The 19,187-nt window shown below is 50.8% G+C and carries 17 protein-coding genes and 1 tRNA gene; 11 read left to right on the top strand and 7 right to left on the bottom strand.

Annotated features, from left to right (window positions below):
* Positions 1 to 44: 44 nt before the first annotated feature.
* Positions 45 to 446 carry a winged helix-turn-helix transcriptional regulator gene (locus tag ACEPST_RS06745; RefSeq protein WP_204121694.1) on the top strand — a complete coding sequence of 134 codons (402 nt, stop codon included), beginning with the start codon at positions 45 to 47 and terminating at the stop codon, positions 444 to 446.
* Positions 447 to 990: 544 nt separating this feature from the next.
* Positions 991 to 2,115: a GGDEF domain-containing protein gene (locus ACEPST_RS06740; protein WP_395390585.1), complete on the top strand. Its 1,125-nt coding sequence runs from the start codon at positions 991 to 993 to the stop codon at positions 2,113 to 2,115.
* A gap of 357 nt (positions 2,116 to 2,472) precedes the next feature.
* On the opposite strand, the gene ACEPST_RS06735 is transcribed toward ACEPST_RS06740, so the two are convergent.
* Positions 2,473 to 2,544 (bottom strand) — tRNA-Arg (locus ACEPST_RS06735).
* A 47-nt stretch (positions 2,545 to 2,591) separates the two neighbouring features.
* Positions 2,592 to 2,918: a hypothetical protein gene (locus ACEPST_RS06730; RefSeq protein ID WP_204121692.1), complete on the bottom strand. Its 327-nt coding sequence runs from the start codon at positions 2,916 to 2,918 to the stop codon at positions 2,592 to 2,594.
* A 264-nt stretch (positions 2,919 to 3,182) separates the two neighbouring features.
* Here ACEPST_RS06730 and ACEPST_RS06725 point away from each other — a divergent pair, with 264 nt between their 5' ends.
* The 5 genes from ACEPST_RS06725 (at position 3,183) to ACEPST_RS06705 (ending at position 7,627) form a co-directional block, all read left to right on the top strand.
* A complete protein-coding gene (locus ACEPST_RS06725; RefSeq protein ID WP_125765201.1) occupies positions 3,183 to 3,635 on the top strand; it encodes a MarR family winged helix-turn-helix transcriptional regulator in 453 nt (150 codons plus the stop codon).
* A 31-nt stretch (positions 3,636 to 3,666) separates the two neighbouring features.
* Positions 3,667 to 4,314, top strand: coding sequence for an NAD(P)H-hydrate epimerase (locus tag ACEPST_RS06720; RefSeq protein ID WP_125765202.1), 648 nt, complete (start codon positions 3,667 to 3,669; stop codon positions 4,312 to 4,314).
* A 598-nt stretch (positions 4,315 to 4,912) separates the two neighbouring features.
* Complete coding sequence (locus tag ACEPST_RS06715; protein WP_204121691.1) at positions 4,913 to 5,467, top strand: M15 family metallopeptidase; 555 nt, start codon at positions 4,913 to 4,915, stop codon at positions 5,465 to 5,467.
* A 183-nt stretch (positions 5,468 to 5,650) separates the two neighbouring features.
* On the top strand, positions 5,651 to 6,958 hold the full coding sequence (locus ACEPST_RS06710; RefSeq protein ID WP_204121690.1) for a DUF5776 domain-containing protein: 1,308 nt from the start codon (positions 5,651 to 5,653) through the stop codon (positions 6,956 to 6,958).
* Positions 6,959 to 7,099: 141 nt separating this feature from the next.
* On the top strand, positions 7,100 to 7,627 hold the full coding sequence (locus ACEPST_RS06705; RefSeq protein WP_204121689.1) for a hypothetical protein: 528 nt from the start codon (positions 7,100 to 7,102) through the stop codon (positions 7,625 to 7,627).
* A gap of 311 nt (positions 7,628 to 7,938) precedes the next feature.
* Here ACEPST_RS06705 and ACEPST_RS06700 read toward each other — a convergent pair whose 3' ends face one another.
* Positions 7,939 to 8,439: a helix-turn-helix domain-containing protein gene (locus tag ACEPST_RS06700; RefSeq protein ID WP_204121688.1), complete on the bottom strand. Its 501-nt coding sequence runs from the start codon at positions 8,437 to 8,439 to the stop codon at positions 7,939 to 7,941.
* A gap of 218 nt (positions 8,440 to 8,657) precedes the next feature.
* Here ACEPST_RS06700 and ACEPST_RS06695 point away from each other — a divergent pair, with 218 nt between their 5' ends.
* On the top strand, positions 8,658 to 9,290 hold the full coding sequence (locus ACEPST_RS06695) for a hypothetical protein (protein WP_395390584.1): 633 nt from the start codon (positions 8,658 to 8,660) through the stop codon (positions 9,288 to 9,290).
* Positions 9,291 to 9,614: 324 nt separating this feature from the next.
* On the opposite strand, the gene ACEPST_RS06690 is transcribed toward ACEPST_RS06695, so the two are convergent.
* Positions 9,615 to 10,241: an LVIS_2131 family protein gene (locus ACEPST_RS06690; RefSeq protein WP_204121686.1), complete on the bottom strand. Its 627-nt coding sequence runs from the start codon at positions 10,239 to 10,241 to the stop codon at positions 9,615 to 9,617.
* 152 nt (positions 10,242 to 10,393) lie between these two features.
* Between ACEPST_RS06690 and ACEPST_RS06685 the strand changes: the two genes are divergently transcribed.
* Positions 10,394 to 11,350 carry a linear amide C-N hydrolase gene (locus ACEPST_RS06685; protein ID WP_204121685.1) on the top strand — a complete coding sequence of 319 codons (957 nt, stop codon included), beginning with the start codon at positions 10,394 to 10,396 and terminating at the stop codon, positions 11,348 to 11,350.
* Positions 11,351 to 11,504: 154 nt separating this feature from the next.
* Positions 11,505 to 11,987: a C40 family peptidase gene (locus ACEPST_RS06680; protein ID WP_203639643.1), complete on the top strand. Its 483-nt coding sequence runs from the start codon at positions 11,505 to 11,507 to the stop codon at positions 11,985 to 11,987.
* Between the two features lie 585 nt (positions 11,988 to 12,572).
* Here ACEPST_RS06680 and ACEPST_RS06675 read toward each other — a convergent pair.
* From ACEPST_RS06675 to ACEPST_RS06665, 3 genes are all read right to left on the bottom strand, one after another.
* A complete protein-coding gene (locus ACEPST_RS06675; protein WP_204121684.1) occupies positions 12,573 to 12,950 on the bottom strand; it encodes a helix-turn-helix domain-containing protein in 378 nt (125 codons plus the stop codon).
* A gap of 193 nt (positions 12,951 to 13,143) precedes the next feature.
* Positions 13,144 to 14,754 (bottom strand): polysaccharide biosynthesis C-terminal domain-containing protein, encoded by a 1,611-nt coding sequence (locus tag ACEPST_RS06670; RefSeq protein ID WP_204121683.1) that lies wholly within the window; start codon positions 14,752 to 14,754, stop codon positions 13,144 to 13,146.
* A 724-nt stretch (positions 14,755 to 15,478) separates the two neighbouring features.
* Complete coding sequence (locus ACEPST_RS06665) at positions 15,479 to 17,449, bottom strand: alpha/beta fold hydrolase (RefSeq protein WP_395390583.1); 1,971 nt, start codon at positions 17,447 to 17,449, stop codon at positions 15,479 to 15,481.
* A gap of 724 nt (positions 17,450 to 18,173) precedes the next feature.
* Here ACEPST_RS06665 and ACEPST_RS06660 point away from each other — a divergent pair.
* On the top strand, positions 18,174 to 19,103 hold the full coding sequence (locus tag ACEPST_RS06660; RefSeq protein WP_204121681.1) for a ketopantoate reductase family protein: 930 nt from the start codon (positions 18,174 to 18,176) through the stop codon (positions 19,101 to 19,103).
* Positions 19,104 to 19,187 lie beyond the last annotated feature (84 nt).

The following is a 19,187-nucleotide window of genomic DNA, read 5'->3' as shown; positions in this document are numbered from 1 at the left end:
ATAACGCACTTTTTAGTTACCGGTCCGTCAAAGGAGGTCTTCACGTGACTGATACAGTTCGTAAACTCGTTCGGCAAAGGCTGAAGAACGGCGATTACACTTGTCGCAAGGAATTCACCCTAGCCATGTTTAGTGGCAAATGGAAGGTGAACATCATCTACCATTTAGGCCACGAAGGTACGTATTATTTTTATCAATTACAAACGCTGCTGCCTAACGCGTCGCACAAGGAGCTCGCTAAGAAACTCAAGGAGTTGGTCGCAGACGGCCTGATCAGCCGGGAGGAAGAGGATGGTCCCCGCATTAAAATGGCCTATTCCCTGACACCGCTGGGTGAGTCGCTCCTGCCCATCATCGATAGCATGTATGACTGGGGCGAGAAGCGGTTGCAGGAGCTGCATATGAACAACGTCCCCTTCAACCTGGGGCCGGTTAAAAATGACTAACGGGCTTGGTTTTCGTTCCCGGCGGCGGGCTCAAAGTGGCCTGCTATGGGGAACGGCTCCAGCCTGGGAAGCGGTCTGGGGCCTCGCCTTTGAGCCAAAGCTCGGTCTCAAAGGTCGTCCCGTGCTCTAAACTGAGAAATTCACTCAGTTAAGACCACCGACACAGCTGGCCACTTTGGCCCGCCTCTGGTCACTGACACAAGCGCTCATTTTTAACCTTTGGGGGGTCTTTTCACTTCTACATGATATTGGCATTCGCAAAAACGTAACCGCTTACATAACCATGGTATTCTTTTGTACGCCCGTTTATTTTCCCAAGCCGCTAGTCCCTACAGCTAGCGGCTTTTTGGGTTTGCCCGCGCATATTTCCCTCACTCTCCCCAACATGGCCACTATTTTGGCGAAATATTTATTAATCAATGAAACCATTTCCCCCATTTATGGTATGCTTAAACCTGTACTTAGAACAGTTCTTTGAGCAGGTGAATCGATGTCAATTCTCGAAAACTTTTTTCAGGATCTTTTTAATATAAAATCGGTAATTATGGCCCTGATTACCATCGGGTTGATTGCCATTATGCTGGTCATGACTTACCTGGTTTCGCAGCGCACCATTCGGCGGTCACAGGCTTATACCGTGGGCGTGCATCTGATTGAAGCCGCTATCGTCATCGGTGGGGTCGTCCTGTTGCGTCAAACCTTCTGGACCCTAAATGGCGGGAGTGTGGCCGACTGGGGCTACGTGATTGCCCAGCTAATTATTCTGTTGTTCAGTCTCTACGCCATGCAAACACTGGCGGTGACCGTGGTCAATCTCCTGATGCCACTAGTCTTTTATGGCCAGTCCCTCTACCTCGGTGCCAGTCCGCGACTGTGGTGGCTCTTCGCTTTAATGCTCCTCCTGCTAGGCGGCGTGGTCGGCTACATCAGCCGGCACCAGGCCCTGGCGCTGGAATCCGAATGGCGTTATCTCTTATTACAGTTCCTATATGGCCTGGCTTGGTGTGTGATCATCTGGTCAGTCCTGCCGTATCATTGGTTTTACGCGATCAACGTGCTCGTGATTTTTATTCTCTACATGTGGATCATTCGCGTCTTCGTGACCCGGATCAACCTGATGATTGCCCACTTTGCGCGGCTCAGTCAGGCGGCCAACTATGATGAGCTGACCGGCGTTCGTAACCGGGCCAACTTTGACACGACCACGGTCGGCGTCTTTGGCGTTTACCAGCGGCACCCCGCGAAGCCGATTACCATGGCGATGTTTGACATTGACCATTTTAAACACTTCAACGACGACTACGGCCATCTCACTGGCGATGCCGTCCTTAAGCACGTCGCACAACACTTTAACCAGGCGCTCACCCGTCATACCGACACTGGCGAGTTATTCCGGTACGGGGGCGAGGAGTTCGTTATTATCTTCGAAGACGAGTCACCTAGCGCCGCCGAAACCATCGTGACGGCTATCCGCAATACGCTGGAGGAACATCCGGTCCATGTCAACGGGCAGAAATTAGCCGTGACAGTCTCGGTCGGTATTTCTGCACTGCAGCCGGCTGACCTGGACTTTGACAGCTGGTTCAAGCGGGTCGACCATTACCTGTACTTATCCAAAGAAGGCGGCCGCGACCGGATCACGGTTGAGGGCCAGACGCGGAAATTTTAAATTGACTATCTTGATATGAACTAGTAACATTCAGAGTTGAGGAAAGGTCGGTTCGCCCGGTCGCTAGTTTAGGTACTGCCGAAGACTAGTTATTATGAGTTATCTAGGTGGTCAGCTACTTAATTGTAGCTGGCCATTTTTGTGCACTGCTCTGACCCATGCTATGTTATTAGAGTAAGCTGTATACCACTCTCTTAATTTGATATACAGCTTACTCCTACAGGTCAATCGTAATTACTTCTCATTTCAAATAAAAAGACAACGAGTCTCAACCAATACCTCAACCAAACTTTCCGTTGTTAGAGATATTAAGTAAAGACTCGTTGTCTTAGACGACTAATTAACCTAAATACGCGATGCGCCCCCCGAGAGTCGAACTCGGATCATGAGGACCGAAATCTCATGTGCTATCCATTACACTAAGGGCGCGCTACGCCTTTATTTTAGTCCTAAATTAGTCCAATGGCCAAATAATTTTATCGGGCGCCGGATGCTTTGATGGCTTGTTGTTCTAAATAGTCTTCTGCGGCATCTGAATTTTCGCGAAAATCGGCCACAAACGAGTCGCCCTGGGGCTGAACCACGGCGGTCTGATCACCATTAATGTCGGTAACGGTCAGGGTTTCCCCGGCCCAATCCGCTGTATCGTAGTGCCCGTCTTCAATTTGGTCGAGCACATTTTGAAAAATATCCAGGACGGCCTGCCGGATGATGACGTCTTCACTCACGTCCTCCCCCTGCTGTTTAAGCTGAAGCTGGCGCATCTGAACCTCATCCATATCGGTTGGTACTTGGATAATCATATTTGTTGCCTCCTATAATTAGTTTTATTGCTATTCTAGCACGTTCCGGCAAAGAATAGAGTCAAAGCGTTATCCTTCTCCGCAATCTGGTGTAAACTAAGGGTATATGAACGACTATGTTCTGGTACCGGCAACCGTCTAGATTTAAGTCTCTCATTCAGTTTGGACGGTTGGGGCTACGTCAACGTTCACCAGCCCGGAGGCCCTGTCAACGTGCCACGTACCGGACATGACTAATTAGTAAACTAGGAGGTGGGGCGACTCATGGAAGACTCGATATTAGACTTTACCACGAACCTGGCCATCCTCCACCGGCAGTTTCAGCGGGCAATGAACCAGATTCTGGAGGCCGACAAAATGCCGGTCAACATCACCGAATTTTATTTGTTAGTGCTGGTCTCCGAAACCAGCCAGCTCAATCAACGGCGCGCCGCGTGGACGATGGCGGTCGACGAGGGCTTAATGGCCCGCATGGTCCAGCACCTCGTCAGCCTGTCCTTACTACAAAAAGAAACCGATCCCGATGACCGCCGCAACCGGCGTCTCAAGCTCACCACTGACGGCCAAGAATTGGTCAAACAGGCCATTGCCGTGCTCCACGACTGGTGGCAGGAAGCCACGCCGCCAGACAGCGACTTTGACTACGCCAACATCACCACCCAGCTCCAGCTACTTTCATCACGTGTTCTCCGTGACCAGCAGTCCGAATCCCACTAGCCACGCCTTTCCCTACTAAGGAGGGATTTTTATGAGTAAAGCCATTACCATTGCCGAGGCCCAGCGCTACGACGCCCACACCATCAACGTGATCGGCATCCCCGCGCTAGTCCTGATGGAACGAGCCGCCTTGGCAACTTTCAACAACATTTTAAATGACGACTTCGACCTGAGCCGCGTCGTGGTCGTGGCCGCTACCGGCAACAATGGCGGCGACGGTATCGCGGTCGCCCGCCTACTCAAGATTCGCGGCATTGACGTGGAAATCTACCTGCTGGGCAACCCCGACAAGGCCACGCCGCAGACCAGCCAACAATTAAAAATTGCGAACTACTACAGCATTCCGGTGACCAACGACCTGAACCACGTGGTCAACGCCACCGTCATCGTCGACGCCATCTTCGGTGTGGGCCTGTCGCGTGAGGTCACTGGTAAATTTGCGGATGCCATCAACGCGATTAACGCGGCGGACGCCAAGACCGTGGCCATCGACGTGCCTTCAGGCATCAACGCCGACACCGGTGATGTCATGGGCGTCGCGGTCGTGGCCGACAGTACGACCACCATGGCCTACAACAAGATTGGCCTGTTGACCACGATTGGCAAGCAGCACGCTGGCACGATTCACGTGGCCGACATTGGCATCTACGCCCAGGATCATTTGGAACACGCCCGGTGATTGGCTAGTGAGTTAACCAACCGAGAAATATTGCTTAGAAAATATCGTAAAACGCGTAAAATGGGAGATGCGAGAGCTGAGTGACTTTCGTGTTTCCCGACTAACGGTTGACCTCCTTAGGGAGTCGGCCGTTTTTTCTTTTGCGCTAATTCCGTTTCACCTGCGGCAATCAGGTACTTCCACCCTGTGGGGTACGGCTGGAGCCTGAGAAACGGTCTCCAACCTCGTCGCCAAGCCTTGCCCAGCCCGCAAGTCTTGACGACGGCCCGTGCTGTAAGGCCGGGAAAATCACCCGGCCAACACCACCGACACAGGGTTCCGCACCTGACTGCCTCCGGTTCCCCTGGTTGGCGTTAAAGAAAATGGCCGACGCCACTAGTCGTTCAATCGTTCAACTACTATCTATTAATGGGATTTGGTCGATAGTCCTCGTTAAATTCCTAACCAGGTTTTCCCAAGCCACTTCACAAGCTTTCCCCTTTGAAACCCGGTATACTGGTCACAACAGCTATGCTGACACTTTTATTGATTGTGTGCCTTTGACTCATAAGGCGCTGACAAAACCGACACCCAGCATAAATTCACTTGGAGGTGCACCATGACACAACTCGAAACTGGCTTTACCAACGTTCAAGCGCTGGACCCCAGCATTCTGGTCGACCTGCGCTATGCCACCCCTGACAATTTTACCCATCACGTGATTTATGATTTCACGACCGCCATTGCACGGACCGGCACGGCGAAGAAGCTCGCCAAGGCTAATGCTTTGTTGCGCGAACAGGGCTACCGATTAAAGGTTTGGGACGCTTACCGGCCTGTCCCGGCTCAAGAAAAATTATATGACGTTTACCCGGACCCTTCGTTTGTGGCGAAGCCCAATCCCAATTTCTCTCACCAAAAGGGCGTGACCTTTGACCTGACGCTCTGTGACCTCGACGGCAACGAATTGGAAATGCAGACGCCATTCGATGACTTCACCGTGGCCGCTCACCGGGACCATCCCCGGACTGCGACTCAGGAGAAGCACTACCAAATTTTAGACCGGGCCATGCAGGAAGCCGGCTTCTTCGGCTACGAGAATGAGTGGTGGGACTACCGCGATACGCAGATGGACGACTACGAGCCGGCAGCGGCCAATCCGAATGACTTTTAACCTAATTTAATCGGCGACAATCACTAAATATTGCCGCCTAATTCTGGCGGGACAATTCCAATCAAATTGTCCCGCTTTTTTGGTTTCTGTTGCAAATTATAAACAATTGACGGCTAATATTGTTATTATTTATTTTACGACTTATACTTTAGGTACCAAATAAATACACTAGGGGTATGAATCATGAAAAATAGACTTTGGACCATTCCATTCCTGCTATTTTCAGTCGCTTTGATGACAGCCATTAACCAACCAACTATTAATGTGAGGGCCAGTTCTCAGGACACGTCTTCCGTTACTGCAGAAGTTCCTGACCATGCTGAGCTTTCTGGGAGTGGCGTTTTTATCCTGAAACCCACCACTCCTAATAAGGGTAATGACCTTACTATCGTCAGTCCTGATCCTACAAATGACAGTTATCCTTACTATGATTCTACTGATGGTTCTTTGGCAGACGCACTTCCAGGATACAACTTCGTTGACATGACTAGTGACACCATTCTTATTAATGCAACTACCGGAAAAGTTTTTTATGGTCTATTATTCAACGGGGAATATGCGAATATCGATAAGTATTATTATCAGTATGTCCCTGGCGATATGACCCTCAACGGCGCAAAAAATCCGGTCAAGATTACTTTAAACTTTTATGATTCTGCGGATCCAACCCATGTCATTCAAACCAAGACAATCGAATCCGGAATCGGCGCCGATGACCCCTTGTTTGCTTCCGAAATTACAGATCTACAGGGCGTGAACGTTCCCATCAAAGGCTACACACGCGACGCTAATAAACCTGCAACGGCAAACATTGACACAGCCAAGACGAATAATACAGCCACGGTCAGTTACTACTACACCAACGACGCAACCGCCAACACACCAAGTGACCACCCCGGTACCAAGACTTCAGGTAACGCTGACAGTATTTCAAGCAGCGCAAACAGCAACACATCAAGCACTACCCCAGCTACCGCAACCAGTAGTAGCGCATCCCTCACGACCTCTGGCGCCGCCGACCAAGCCGACACCACCAAAGTTTCTGCCGTCAAGGGCTCAGCCGTTTACGCGACCAAGAAGATTGCGCTCTACAACAAGCCAACCTTCACCAAGTCTACTCGGGCACACTGGTACACCAAGCAGACTCGGCCAAATCGGCCCCAATTTGTTGTCACCGGTTACGCCCGGTCCAATGCTGGACGGCTCCGTTACCGTGTCCGTTCCCTTGATGGCCGCACCGGCTACATCACGGCCAATGCCAATTTTGTCCGTAACACTTACTACCACGCCAACCCCAAGACTATCCGTGTCATCGGTAATCACGGCCTCAACGCCTACCATAAGGTAAACTTGAGCGGCAAGGTGCGGCACTACAAGCGCGGCACCACGCTGAAAATCAAGCGGATTGAGAAGCACAACTTGACCACTCGGCTGGTTCTCACCAATGGCACTTACATCACCGGGAACAAGACCTTAGTCATCAAGAAATAGGGTCACCCCGTTGTCACCATACTATCTAAACACCCCTAGTCCGTTGGCTCAGTTGCCAGCGGACTTTTTTAGTCCACCAGTTTCTTCTCTCCGCTACGACGCTTATAATATAAGTCATTAAATCATTTAGGAGGACCACCCATGCTTACGGGTTTACTAACCGTGTTCATCGTCTATGCTGTTTTTGTTGTCGTCTTTGTCATCCTGACACTTTACCTGATTCACGTTTACAACCGTTTACGAGCGGGAAAATACGACGTCAGTGTCCAGGACCTCGCCCGTCACACCATTGCGCAGGACCAATTTTTCCAAGAACATCCGGCAGAGAAGCGCGTGAATGACGCCTACCGACCACGGATACAAGTATCTTCATACATCTTTCTCGCAGCCGTTATTTTGCCAATGCTGTGGATTGTTATGTTCCCTGGGGTGGGTTCACCGACCGCTGTCTTGAGTCTGATTGCGATTTTTGCCATCGCCGTTGGGATTTCGCAATGGCTAATGTTCTCGACCAAACGCCAACTGCGCCAAATCTACCGACAAAACAACCTACTAGTGGCCACCCACGTTCGGGTCAGCCAGCTGGGGACCTTCTTCCAAATTTACATGGTTGTCTTCGCCTACGCAACGCTGCTGGTCGATACCGTCTATACCATTTTCTGGTTCTAATTTACCAAGAGAAGTTACCTGCTAATCCCAAAGTTTCATGCTATACTGTAGCCAATCAAAAAGAAGCTGGTGGTCGTACACCAACTTCTCAGATATTAGCTAGCCGTTAAAAGGGCAATAGCCGATTAAGTTCAACTCATGTTGCGAGTCTTCCCAAACCGTCTAGAGTTTGAGGGAAGGCTTATTTTTTGGCTTTTGCTGGTCGCGCCAAATCTGGTATAAAAATACTGCCAGAGCCAACACGAATCCTCGTTCCGCCAATTCAATTCAGAAAACACAATTGACGTGATCCTGATAACTCCCCGCAATCTTCAGAAAAATCGACAAAATAACATGTGCGTGTAAGCACCACTAATAATGGTATATAGTCTCCAAAGACTGAATAAAATAACTATGCTGGAAGTTATTATATTAATCTTAAAAAAACTATTAGACCTAGCATTATTACGCCATAGAACATATATTGGAATGCTTAAGCCTAGAGGCAAAATTGAAGAAGATACGATACTGAGCACAAGAAGTAAAATACCCGTATTGATGCTTTTTGAATGCCGATTGTTAATTGGACAATCGACTCGATACGTATCACTTTGTAACTGATTCACGCAATTTAAATCACGTTGTAATAAATCGTCAAGTGAAATCTGGTATAGTTGACTCAGCAAAATAAGATTGTCTAAATCCGGATATGTGCGACCATTCTCCCACTTTGAAATAGATTGACGAGAAATATGTAAAGCAACTGCGACATCACTTTGAGAAATGCCCTGGGCAAGACGTGCCATTTTCAAACGCGTAGCAAAGTTTTCCATTATGCCATTTCACTTCCTTATTTTTATTAACATAAACGTTGTAGCCAATCCCATAACAGTTACAATTATATCCAATTAAATCATGATTGGTGGGAACCTAACAGTTTACATAGCCTTTACGCAACGAGCAGCTTCTTACTATCCGCCAAAAAAACTTCTAGTATCGAGTTAGCGAAGATCAGATTCGAACTCCGCACACATTCTAGGAGGAGACAATAATGAAGACAACACTTGGTATCGTGATAGCTGCTACAACCATTCTAGCTGGCGTAGGGGCCTCACCAGTTTATGCATCATCGTTACAGCAAACTGGACCAAATGATATAGTAGTCACGAACGCAGAACAACAAAATCCAGAATTATCCATTTCGGTTGATAATATTGCCTTCTTGAACCAGATTTCAGATAAGATTGCGTATTCTCCTGAACAAGGAGCTTTCGTAACCTCACCAACATTATCAACAATGTCTGACAGTGAACGCGATATTTTGGAAACCTACCTCACCCACATAAATAACTGGCTAGCTAGCTCACCCTTCTCAACAGGTTTAAACGTAACTCAGTCCGAGTCCACTCTCGCAAGATCTACTAAATTCCACAAAGGCGTTACCAAGGTAACTAAGAGGGGAGCCTATACAACCACATATATTTCTAAATCAGACTTAACAAACGGATTAAAATATGGAATTGGCGCGACTGGCGTTTTAATGCCTGGTGGTAAAATTGATTTTACAGCCGTAAAGTTCGCACTATATACAGCAGGGTACTTTACTAGTGCTCCAGGCGGAATTAAAATTAAGACAATGCTGGTAAAAAACAAAGTTACTTTAGTGAGTTGGGGTTGGCAATAATGTGGAGATTTCATTGGCAATTAATCTGGGGAGTAGTTGCGTTCTTGTCAATTATCTTAACAGCTAGCTTAAAAAATACTAATTTGCTGAAAATTAGTATCTGGATTCTTGTTATCCTTCTGGGATTGGTAATTGCCATAAAGAATCGCAGGCCTTAACGTAAAATCAACTGTCAGGACGTGTGGTTTTACGTTAAGGAGATGCACACCACTAATACCTCCAATTTTCAGCATACCAGAGTCGTTCACCAAAACCGACTAATCACGTAGAGAATCCAAAATCGCCTATAAATCCTGTTATATCAAGGATTTATAGGCGATATTTTTATTCACTCATCATAAACGAATGATCCGGAATCCGAATCAAAGTGAAGCGGTTGGCGAGTCGGCCCGCGTGGAGGCCGATGCCGTTAACGAAGGACTTCTTGTAGGTCGTTTCGATGACGCCGACCCAGGCCTTTTGGTGCCGCTGATCATACTTGGCCACCTGCTTGGTGTTCCACTTGTACGCCGAAGCCGGCAGGTTAATGGCCTTCTTGCCCGCCGAAACGGTCGCGTCGGTACTGCTGACCTGGTATTTTTCCCCTTCGGTCAGGTATGTATAGGTCTGTACGGGCTTCTTCCCGGTACTGTTGTTCACGGTCACGTAGTACGCGGACCCGCTACCACTCCCGGTATTGATGACCAGTGGTTCGTAACGGGTAGTCTGACTGACCCGGTCGCCCAATTGGTTGACGTTTTGGAAGAAAGTCGTGTAACTCATCCCACCGAAGAACACCAGCCAAACGACCAGCTCAATCGTTGAAATGGTAAAGTTCTGCCACGAAAAACTGTGGTGTTCCTTCACAATGAGGCGAATCCGCCGCACGCGCATGTCGTGGACCATCCAGACCAGCGTTACGAGGACGAGCAGCCAGAGTGCCATCCCCACCAAATTCCATGTCGATTTCATTTTCCCAGTTCCCTTCCAGAGTTAAGCCGCAAAATTCGGGTAAATCTTCTCTCTAATAGCTTACGAGATTCGTGCCGGGAATACAAGCCACAGTCCCGGCCAATTTCAATGGTATACTGAAGTCAATTTCCTATAATAAGGAGGAATCCCTTGTGTGTACTAGTCTAACCTATACGGCCGCGACAGGCCACCACTTTTTTGGGCGAACCATGGATTTTCCCACGACCACACCCTGGCGGCCGGTTTTTCTGCCCCGGCACTACCCCTGGCAAACGGCCCTGAATACCACGCGCACCACCCGTTACGCCTTACTGGGCGGCGGTCGCATCTCGGCGGACTTTTCCGCGTACCTGATGGCCGATGGCGTAAATGAAAACGGTCTCACGTGTGCTGAGCTCTACCTACCCGGCGCCGTCGATTACGCCGACGACCCGGTCCCCGGCCACACGAACCTGACGCCCCAAGACTTTATCAACTGGGTCTTGGGCGAGCACGCCACGCTAGCCGAGGTCGTGGCCGACCTGCCCCACGTGACCCTCGTCGGTCGCAAATGGGGCGCGGACAAGTACGTCTACCCCTTCCACTGGATTCTCAGTGACCGGTCGGGGCAGACGCTGGTCATCGAGCCCACCGGCGGCCCACTGACCGCTGAGCCTGACGCGGCCGCCGTTCTGACCAACACCCCGGTCTTGGCCACCCACCTGCAAAATCTCAACGACTTTCTCGGCGTTCCCGGCGCAGACTTCACCCCGGCCACCATCGCCGCCGCCAAATCCTACATAGCGAGTGGCGCGCCACTCCCCGCGGGTCCGGTCCCCACTCGGCGTTTCATCCACATGGCCGTTCAACGCTGGGGCACCCCCACGATTGCCACGACCGACGCCACCGTCACCCAACTTTTTGACTGGTTAGCGGCCGTTATTTTACCGTACGACCCCGCTCGCCGCGACCAAGGTAACCATAATTACACCCATTATCGGGGAATTATCGATTTAACCCGGCTGACATATTTCTTTATGTCACGAACAACCAACCGGCTGCAACAAATCACTTTGACCCCTGAAATGGCGGCCCACCGGCATTTCCCACACGCCTATCCCGCTGATTAACGACTTATATTGCAAAACTTAATTTTCACTTTAATCCGATTGATACTGCTTTGAGACATTTCTGTAACAACTCCCTGATAGTATTAAGCATGTTGATTCGCAACGAGTAACACTTACTACTAAAAAATAAAACTTAAGGAGTTTGTTTACATTTATGAAGAAGACGTTTACTGATATCGTATTGACTGTTATGGCCACTATCGCATTTGCTATTGCCGGGTTTGCTATTACCCAACCCGCTACCGCCCAAGCTGACAGCACCATCTCTTACGACAAGATCCACAAGGTTGCCAAAGCCCAATTAGGTAAGCCTTACGGTTGGGGCTCAACTGGTCCTTCCCGCTTTGACTGCTCTGGTTTTACCAGCTACGTCTACAAGAAGGGTGCTTCTAAGCAGATTCCACGGACTGCCCAAGCCCAATACAACAAGTACAAGCACGTGAGCTACAAGAACATCAAGAAGGGTGATTTGGTCTTCTTCGGTGGGTCTAAGCGTTCTATCTCCCACGTTGGTTTGTACGTTGGTAACGGTCGGATGATTGATTCCCAAAACCGTGGTGTTGTGACCGAAGCCGTTCACGCCCCATGGTGGCACGCTGTTGGTTACGCCCGCGTTGGTAACGTGGTCGCCGACTAATCTAAGCTTCATAAACAGTTCCAACCTTCATAAATGAAATAAACTGTATCCCCCGTCGTACGTCGCGACGGGGGATTTTTGGGTTAAGAGTGTGGAACAAGGCGGTTAGCTCCCGAGCATTAGTGGCATTAAGGGAATAACCCCGGGCCTGGGTTATTTTCTTAATGGTGCTAAGCGGAAGGAGCTGCCTTGTGGAACACGTTTCGGAGGCCGCAAGGACCCGGATATATGATATATTGGCGAGAGAATGTCTAACGACTCAAACTAGTGTAGCCTTACAGCCGCCTATTTGCTTAGCGTTGTTAAGCGGAACCAGCTGTCCTGTGGAACACGTTTCGGAGGCCGCAAGGACCGGGATATACTGGCGAGAGAAAGTTTAACGACCCAAACCAATGCCGCCACTCCCAAACTGCCAGAACTCACTCAATATCCATGCCTTCACCACCTTCCAGCTATTTGTTCACCACACACTAAAATCCCCTTAAAAGTTACCGGATGACCTAAAGTCCTTCGTCCGCAAACCTTTAAGGGGTTTATTCACCTAGACATCTTACTATTTTACACGACTTATACCAGCCAATACCATCAATGGCCGGTAATTACCCGCAACGCCCAACCAATCGACCCGATCAATGGAAACAGTAACCACCAGTAACCGGCTAGAAATTCCCAGCCATTCATCGGCCGCCCGTTCCATCGCCGCAAGTAATCACGGGGCCCCTCGTGTTCGACCGTCGTTGTCTGCGCTGCCGGTTGGGGCTGCTCACCACCAATCAATTCGTTCAGGTCAACTTGTAACACATTGGCCACCTTCACTAGCATATCTAAATCCGGCGACGTCTCCCCCTGCTCCCACTTGGAAATTGACTGCCGGGAAACAAACAACTGGCTGGCTAACTGTTCCTGTGACAATTGCCGTTGTTGCCGAAGCTTTCCCAACTGCTGACTAAACCGATTTTCCATCTTCTCATCCCCTCTTAGACTGTCCTCATCATACCCAAATTCAACCGGGCTGCCTAGCAAACAAAAGCGAACAAGCCGCACTTTGCCCGGGCTAGTTGCGCCCGTAATCGTTGCAAAAGTGGTTGCAAACCCTACGTTATCAGCATTCATCACTTGTCGCACGAAAAAAGGCTTGGCCAGTAGCCAAACCTTGTTAACGATGTAATTCTAATTTTATCGGTCGCTTGAAAATCAATTCTGACACGCCTAACCGGTTAGCTAACCACAGATAGATGCCTAACGTGATCAGTCCCAGGACGCCGACGTAGCCCATCGCCAGTAACTTACTGGTGAAGAAGAAATTCCCAATCAACCACTGGCAACCGTCGACCAAAATCGTGGCGGCGACCGCAAAGACCAAATTTAACCGCGCAATCGGTCCGATAGCCCGCAGCTTGACCGCGTAGCTCCGGCGAATTAAGCGCCAGCTAACAACTGTGATCCAGCCAAAGGCAATCGCCGTGGTCAACAGCGCCCCGTAGCCTTGGAAGCAGTAAACCATTGGCAGTTGCAGGACAATTTTAATGCCCAAGCCCGTCAATAGGTAAGTCGTGGCCTTCTTGCTCATCCGCAGCGCCTGTAGCACCGTCAGGAGGTCCAACGCCAACCCTAACACCAGGCTCTGCCAAACGTTGGCGACCAGGTACGTGGCCCCGGCCCCATCGAAGTTAAAGAAGATACCGTAGGTTGGGTAGGCAAAGACGCTGACCAAAATCACTAGCGGTAACAGCACAAATGTTAACAGCTGGAAATTATTCGTTAACAACGCCCCAATTTGCGGACGATTTTCCTTAATGTTCCCGAGTTTACCGGCCAACAGCGGCAAGGACGTTTCCGCCACCGCCATCGCCAACGAAACAATCACCGTGGTAATCTTGTTGGGGTTGGCCGAGAAAATCGTGAACACATACTGGGTCATCGCCGCCGACTGGTGGAGCAGGCCCTGCATAATTTGCTTAAAGAATAACTGATCCACTAATTGACTGAGGGTAATCCCAGACCCGACAATCACAAAGGGAATCGATTCGTAACCAATCATTTTTAACAGCTGACCAGCAGCATGTTGCTTTCCGGTCTGGCTCCGCGCCGTCAACTGCCGATACGTGCCCCGTTGGCGCCAGAGGTGGCCCAGCAGGTACAGGTAGCTGGCAATCGCCCCGACAAACGCCGCGGCAACACTGATGAAGACGGCCTGAACGTAACTTTGGTGCCAGACTTCAAGCAGCAGGTAGGTGCCACCCAAAATCACAATGATTCGGATGAACTGTTCCCACAACTGTGAAATCCCAAACGGTTTGAGATCCCCATTTCCCTGGAACCAGCCCCGTAAAATACTCATCGAGGGCAAAATCACGATTGCCGGTACCAGACAGCGAATCGCTATCGTGGCATTGGCCACCGAGCTAACCGGACTGTTGGCGGCCAGCACCGGCGCAAGCCCATACAGCAGGCCCCCACAGATGATTCCGGAAAGCACCATGAAGCCGAACCCAGCAAACGCAATGTGTTTGGAGTTAATGAAACTGTCTTCACCATTGAAGAACGCGACTCGCCGGGCAATCGCTGACGGAAAGCCCGCCGTCCCTAACGCAATGAACAACGCATAAGGCGTGTAGGCCGTGTTAAACAGCGCCTGAGCCACGGTTTGGTGCGCGGGCGACCCAATCATCGCCAACCAGGGAATCAGGTAGACAACTCCCAGCACCCGTGAAAAAATGCTCCCAAACGAGAGCCAAAACGATCCTGAAATTATTTTTTTATCCATATATAGTGCACTCACCAATTCAATTCTAAGAAAAAAGCATCACCTGCTAGGATACGCCTCTCATCCCCGGCTGTACATAACCAATCCATCGGGTACGGGCCAAACCGGGTTGTTAGCCCTGCTGGACTGGTGAAAATGTTCGCTGGATTTCGTTCCCGACGGTGGGCTCAAGTCGACCTGCTGTGGGGAACGGCTCCAGCCTGAGGGGCGGTCTTCCGCCTCGCCTGAAAGCCTGGCAGACCACCAGTCTCTCAGGTCGTCCCATGCTCTAGACTGAGAAAGTCACTCAGTCAAGGCCATCGACACAGCTGGCCGGCTTGGCCCACCTCTGGTCACTAACTCTGGCGAAATCATTTTCACCGGTCCAACGGCTGAGCGCTCGTCTGGCTCGTAGCCATAAATTGACCGCTTAGCTTACTACCACTGCCAACACAGTGATTCATTGTACCTTAAAAGGCACCGCCACAGACTAATCCGTGGTGGTGCCTTTTAAAATACAATTATCTAAATAACAATCAATCTTAACCGGAGGAAGCCAGGGTGGCGCCAGCTGTGTCGATGGTGTTAACGACTGTTCTTTGGTCGTTTACACCATGGGACGACTTGGAAGACACGCGCTTTTCGTGGCTTCCAAGCGAGGTGGAAGCCCGCCCTTTGGCTGGAACCGGTCCCACAGCAGGTGGAACCCTGGAAGCCGCAGGTGACCAATCATCCGCAATCCCGCTTATTTTTGAACAGAGGGATGTGCCGTGAACCATTCGGTCATGTCGTCCAGCCGTTGGACCCGTAAGTTTGGCAGGCCACCACGGGAAATGCCGTGGAAGCTTTGTGGGTAGCGAACCATGTCGGCGTCGACCCCATTGCGTTTGACCGCGATGAAGAATTCTTCCGACTGGCTGATTGGGCACCGCATATCCCACTCTCCGTGGAGCAAGCGAATTGGCGTCGTGACGTTTTGCGCGTAGGCCAGCGGCGACTGTTTCCAGTAAGATTCCGCCCCGCCCTCAGCAAAGAGGTCGACGTCCAGTTCTTCTGGGTTAAAGTAAAAACCGATATCACTGGTCCCGAATAAACTGATCCAGTTGGTGACGGCCCGTTGGGAAACCGCGGCGGCGAAGCGCTTGGTGTGCCCCACGGCCCAGGTCGTCATGAAACCACCGTACGACCCACCGGCAATGTATTGTCGGTCGGCGTCTAACTGTGGAAACTTCTCGAGCGCCACGTCGAGGCCAGTCATCACATCGTTGAAGTCATCCTCGCCGTAGTGACCATTCACGTTGCTTTCAAACGCCTGCCCGTAACTGGTTGACCCACGAGGATTGAAGAAGACCACGCCGAAACCACGGCTGGCGTGCACTTGGAATTCATAGAAAAAGGTTTCGCCATAGTTGGCGTGTGGCCCCCCATGAACGTACAACAGGACGGGTTCCTTAGGCGCCGTCGTTTGCGCTGGTAAATACCAGCCTTCTAACGCTTGACCATCCTCGGATTCGAAATCAAAGCGCTGTGGATGGGCAAATTCATGCGTGTCTTCGTAAGCGGCGTTGGGATCGTAATCGACGGTCTCTTGACCGGTCGCCACGTTTAACGTCACCAATTCACTCGGCTTGTCTTGGTAAGACACGGCCAAAGTGACAGTCTGTTCATCAACCACGGTGAAGTCCACAATCTGACGCGCGGTGTCATCCACTAATTTCACGCCATTGGCATCCCCCACGTAGAGTTGACTATGGGCGTGGAAGCAAGCGGCGAAGACAAACTGGTCGGCACTGAGCCAACGAACTAATTTACCGCCAGCCTGTTGCACGAAGTCGCCAGCAAATTCAGGCGCCAGGTCGGCTTGTAAGTCTGGCGTCACGTCGGTCAGCTCACCCGTTTCGCGGTTGCCCAGGTACAGGGTCGCCACGGTATGCCGGCCAGCCTGGCCATCGTCACCAATCAAGGCTACATGAACCCCATCGGGCGCAAACGTGGCGTCCTCAAAGTGCCCGTGGGCGAGGCTAGCGGTCAAGTCAACTGTTGCGCCGGTCTGGGTATCCAAACTATAGGCACCATGCGCAAAATTCCGTTCATCGGCGGGGTCATCGTCCTGTAAAACCGTGACGTAGCGGCCATCATCACTGACGGAGGTCAAACTAAAATCGAAGCCTTGTTGGCAAACCTCAGTCACTTCGCCGGTGGCGACTTCCAGTCGGCGTAAGCGGTAGGTCACATCTAGTGGCAACCAGCCGTAGCCATCGGCCTTGTTGATGAGCTTGTCCACGTGCCGCGTTTGCGGGAAGGCTTGGGGACTTGGTAATTTTGGCTGTTCAGCCGTTTCTGTCGTTTTAAAGAAGACGCTAGTGCCATCCGCTGAAGCGATAACCGTATTCACGGCCTCATCAGGCGTGGTCGTGGTGACCAACTTGGCCTCGCCACCCGCTAAAGCCACTTGGAAAAGTTGGGCCTTCGCATCGCCAACTGTCGCTGCGTAAAAGAGCTGCGCACCAGCGACTGCCGGCTGCACGTTGAGCTTGCCATTGGCACCGACCGTCTGAGTATGACCAGCGGCGTCAACACGTTTGAGCTGCGCGCGATAATCATTGGCAGCCTCATCAATACTATTTTCAACGAAAAAGACTTGGCCGGCAGCGGCTAACGGCTGAGCCACCGATTTTAATTTGAAAAGATCTTGTGCACTGACACCTTTTGGCATACGCATCGCTCCTAATTATAAATTTTCTCATTATTTTCTCATTTAATGATTGATTTTCATGTTAGCCTAGTGCCCGGCGGATGTCAATTACCAATCTACTCGTTTGCGGGTAAAACTTGTTTACCTTCGCCTCCGGGATGGTGAAAATGGGCTGTGACGCTGTGGGCGTGTTCTGTCGTTCCCGACGGCGGATTCAAAGTGCCCTGCTATGGGGTCGGTTCCAGCCTGAAGACCGGGCTTCCACCTCGACTTTGAGCCAAAAGGCGGTCTCAAAGGTCGTCCCGTGGGCTAGGCTGGCACAAAACGCCAGCCAAGACCACCGACACAGCTGGTCACTTTGATCCGCCTCTGGTCACTCACACTGGCCACGCTAGCCCATTTTCACCATCCCCGCAGCTTACACTGGTTTGACCCGCAACGATAACTTGAATTGCTAGCCCTTTTTGAACCGCCCTTTTTGAACTCTACACTTAGTCACTGGTACTTTGGTTTAATTTTCCCTTCAGCCGCTGAAATTAGCATCTCTAAATTCCCTTCTCCTCAAAGTCGCCAGCTCTCCACACGTCGTCCCCTCTTTCTTCCCCAGCATCTCCTTCACACCACAAAACCTCGGAAAACTGCTAAACTAAAGTTATCCATTATATGTTGGTGCCACATTGATTGGTTAACTTAATTGTCAGTGGTTCCAACATAAATTTACTGATAACCAAGGAGCGTGTTTTCCATGAAAATTGCGATTGCGGGTGCTGGGGCAATGGGCAGTCGGTTTGGCGTGAAGCTACAGGCCGCCGGTAACCAAGTGACCCTGATTGATAACTGGGCCGACCACGTGGCGGCGATTAACCGCGACGGGCTGATTGTGACCACCGATGACGGGACTGATCACATCTATCCCATGACGGCCATGGCACCACAGGACGTAACTGACCACTTTGACCTCGTGATTCTGTTTACCAAGGCCATGCAGATGGACCAGATGCTGCAAGATCTCGGCGATGTTCTCAGCAATCAGCCGGCCGTTTTGACGCTAGCTAACGGGATCGGCAACGTCGAAACCATTGAACGGCACGTGCCCAAGGCCCAAATCGTGGTCGGCACAACGGTTTGGTCCTCTGGCATGACGGGTCCCGGCCACATCAAGGTGACGGGGACCGGGAGCATTTCTCTGCAGGCCGTCGTGCCGGACGCCTTTCCAAATTTGCCAGCCGTCCTGGCCACGTTGAACGGTGCTGGCCTGCATGCCAGTGAAGCCGCCAACGTCATGGCCGCCATCTGGAAAAAGGCCGGTCTGAACAGCGTGCTCAACACCTACTGCACCCTGTTCGACTGCAATATTGGCGAGTTTGGTGCGCTGCCAAACTGGCGGACGTTAAACGATGCCGTGCTCAACGAATTTCAAGCGGTGGCCGACGCGGCTAAAATTCAGTTCAATGCCGCGGACGTGACGGACCTGATTGCCGCCCAATTTTCACCGGAAACCAACGGCGGGCACTACCCCTCCATGCATCAGGACATGGCCAATCGGCGGCCAACTGAAATTGACTTTCTCAACGGCTACGTCGCTAAATTAGGCGCCCAACTCAACGTGCCGGCACCGACGAACGCCATCCTGGCCCAAGCGATTCACGCCCAGGAAACCCTTAAAGGTATCTAACAGAAAAAACGGTTAACCACGCTCTGTGGTTTTGATACCATATGTAGAATTAAGCTAATTTTTACCCCCATATCTAGTTGTTTT

This window comes from Levilactobacillus sp. FUA 3915 (assembly GCF_044053135.1).
Classification (GTDB): domain Bacteria; phylum Bacillota; class Bacilli; order Lactobacillales; family Lactobacillaceae; genus Levilactobacillus; species Levilactobacillus lanxiensis.
The sequence above is the reverse complement of the archived record's forward strand: the minus strand, read 5'-3'. Positions and strand labels throughout refer to the sequence as shown.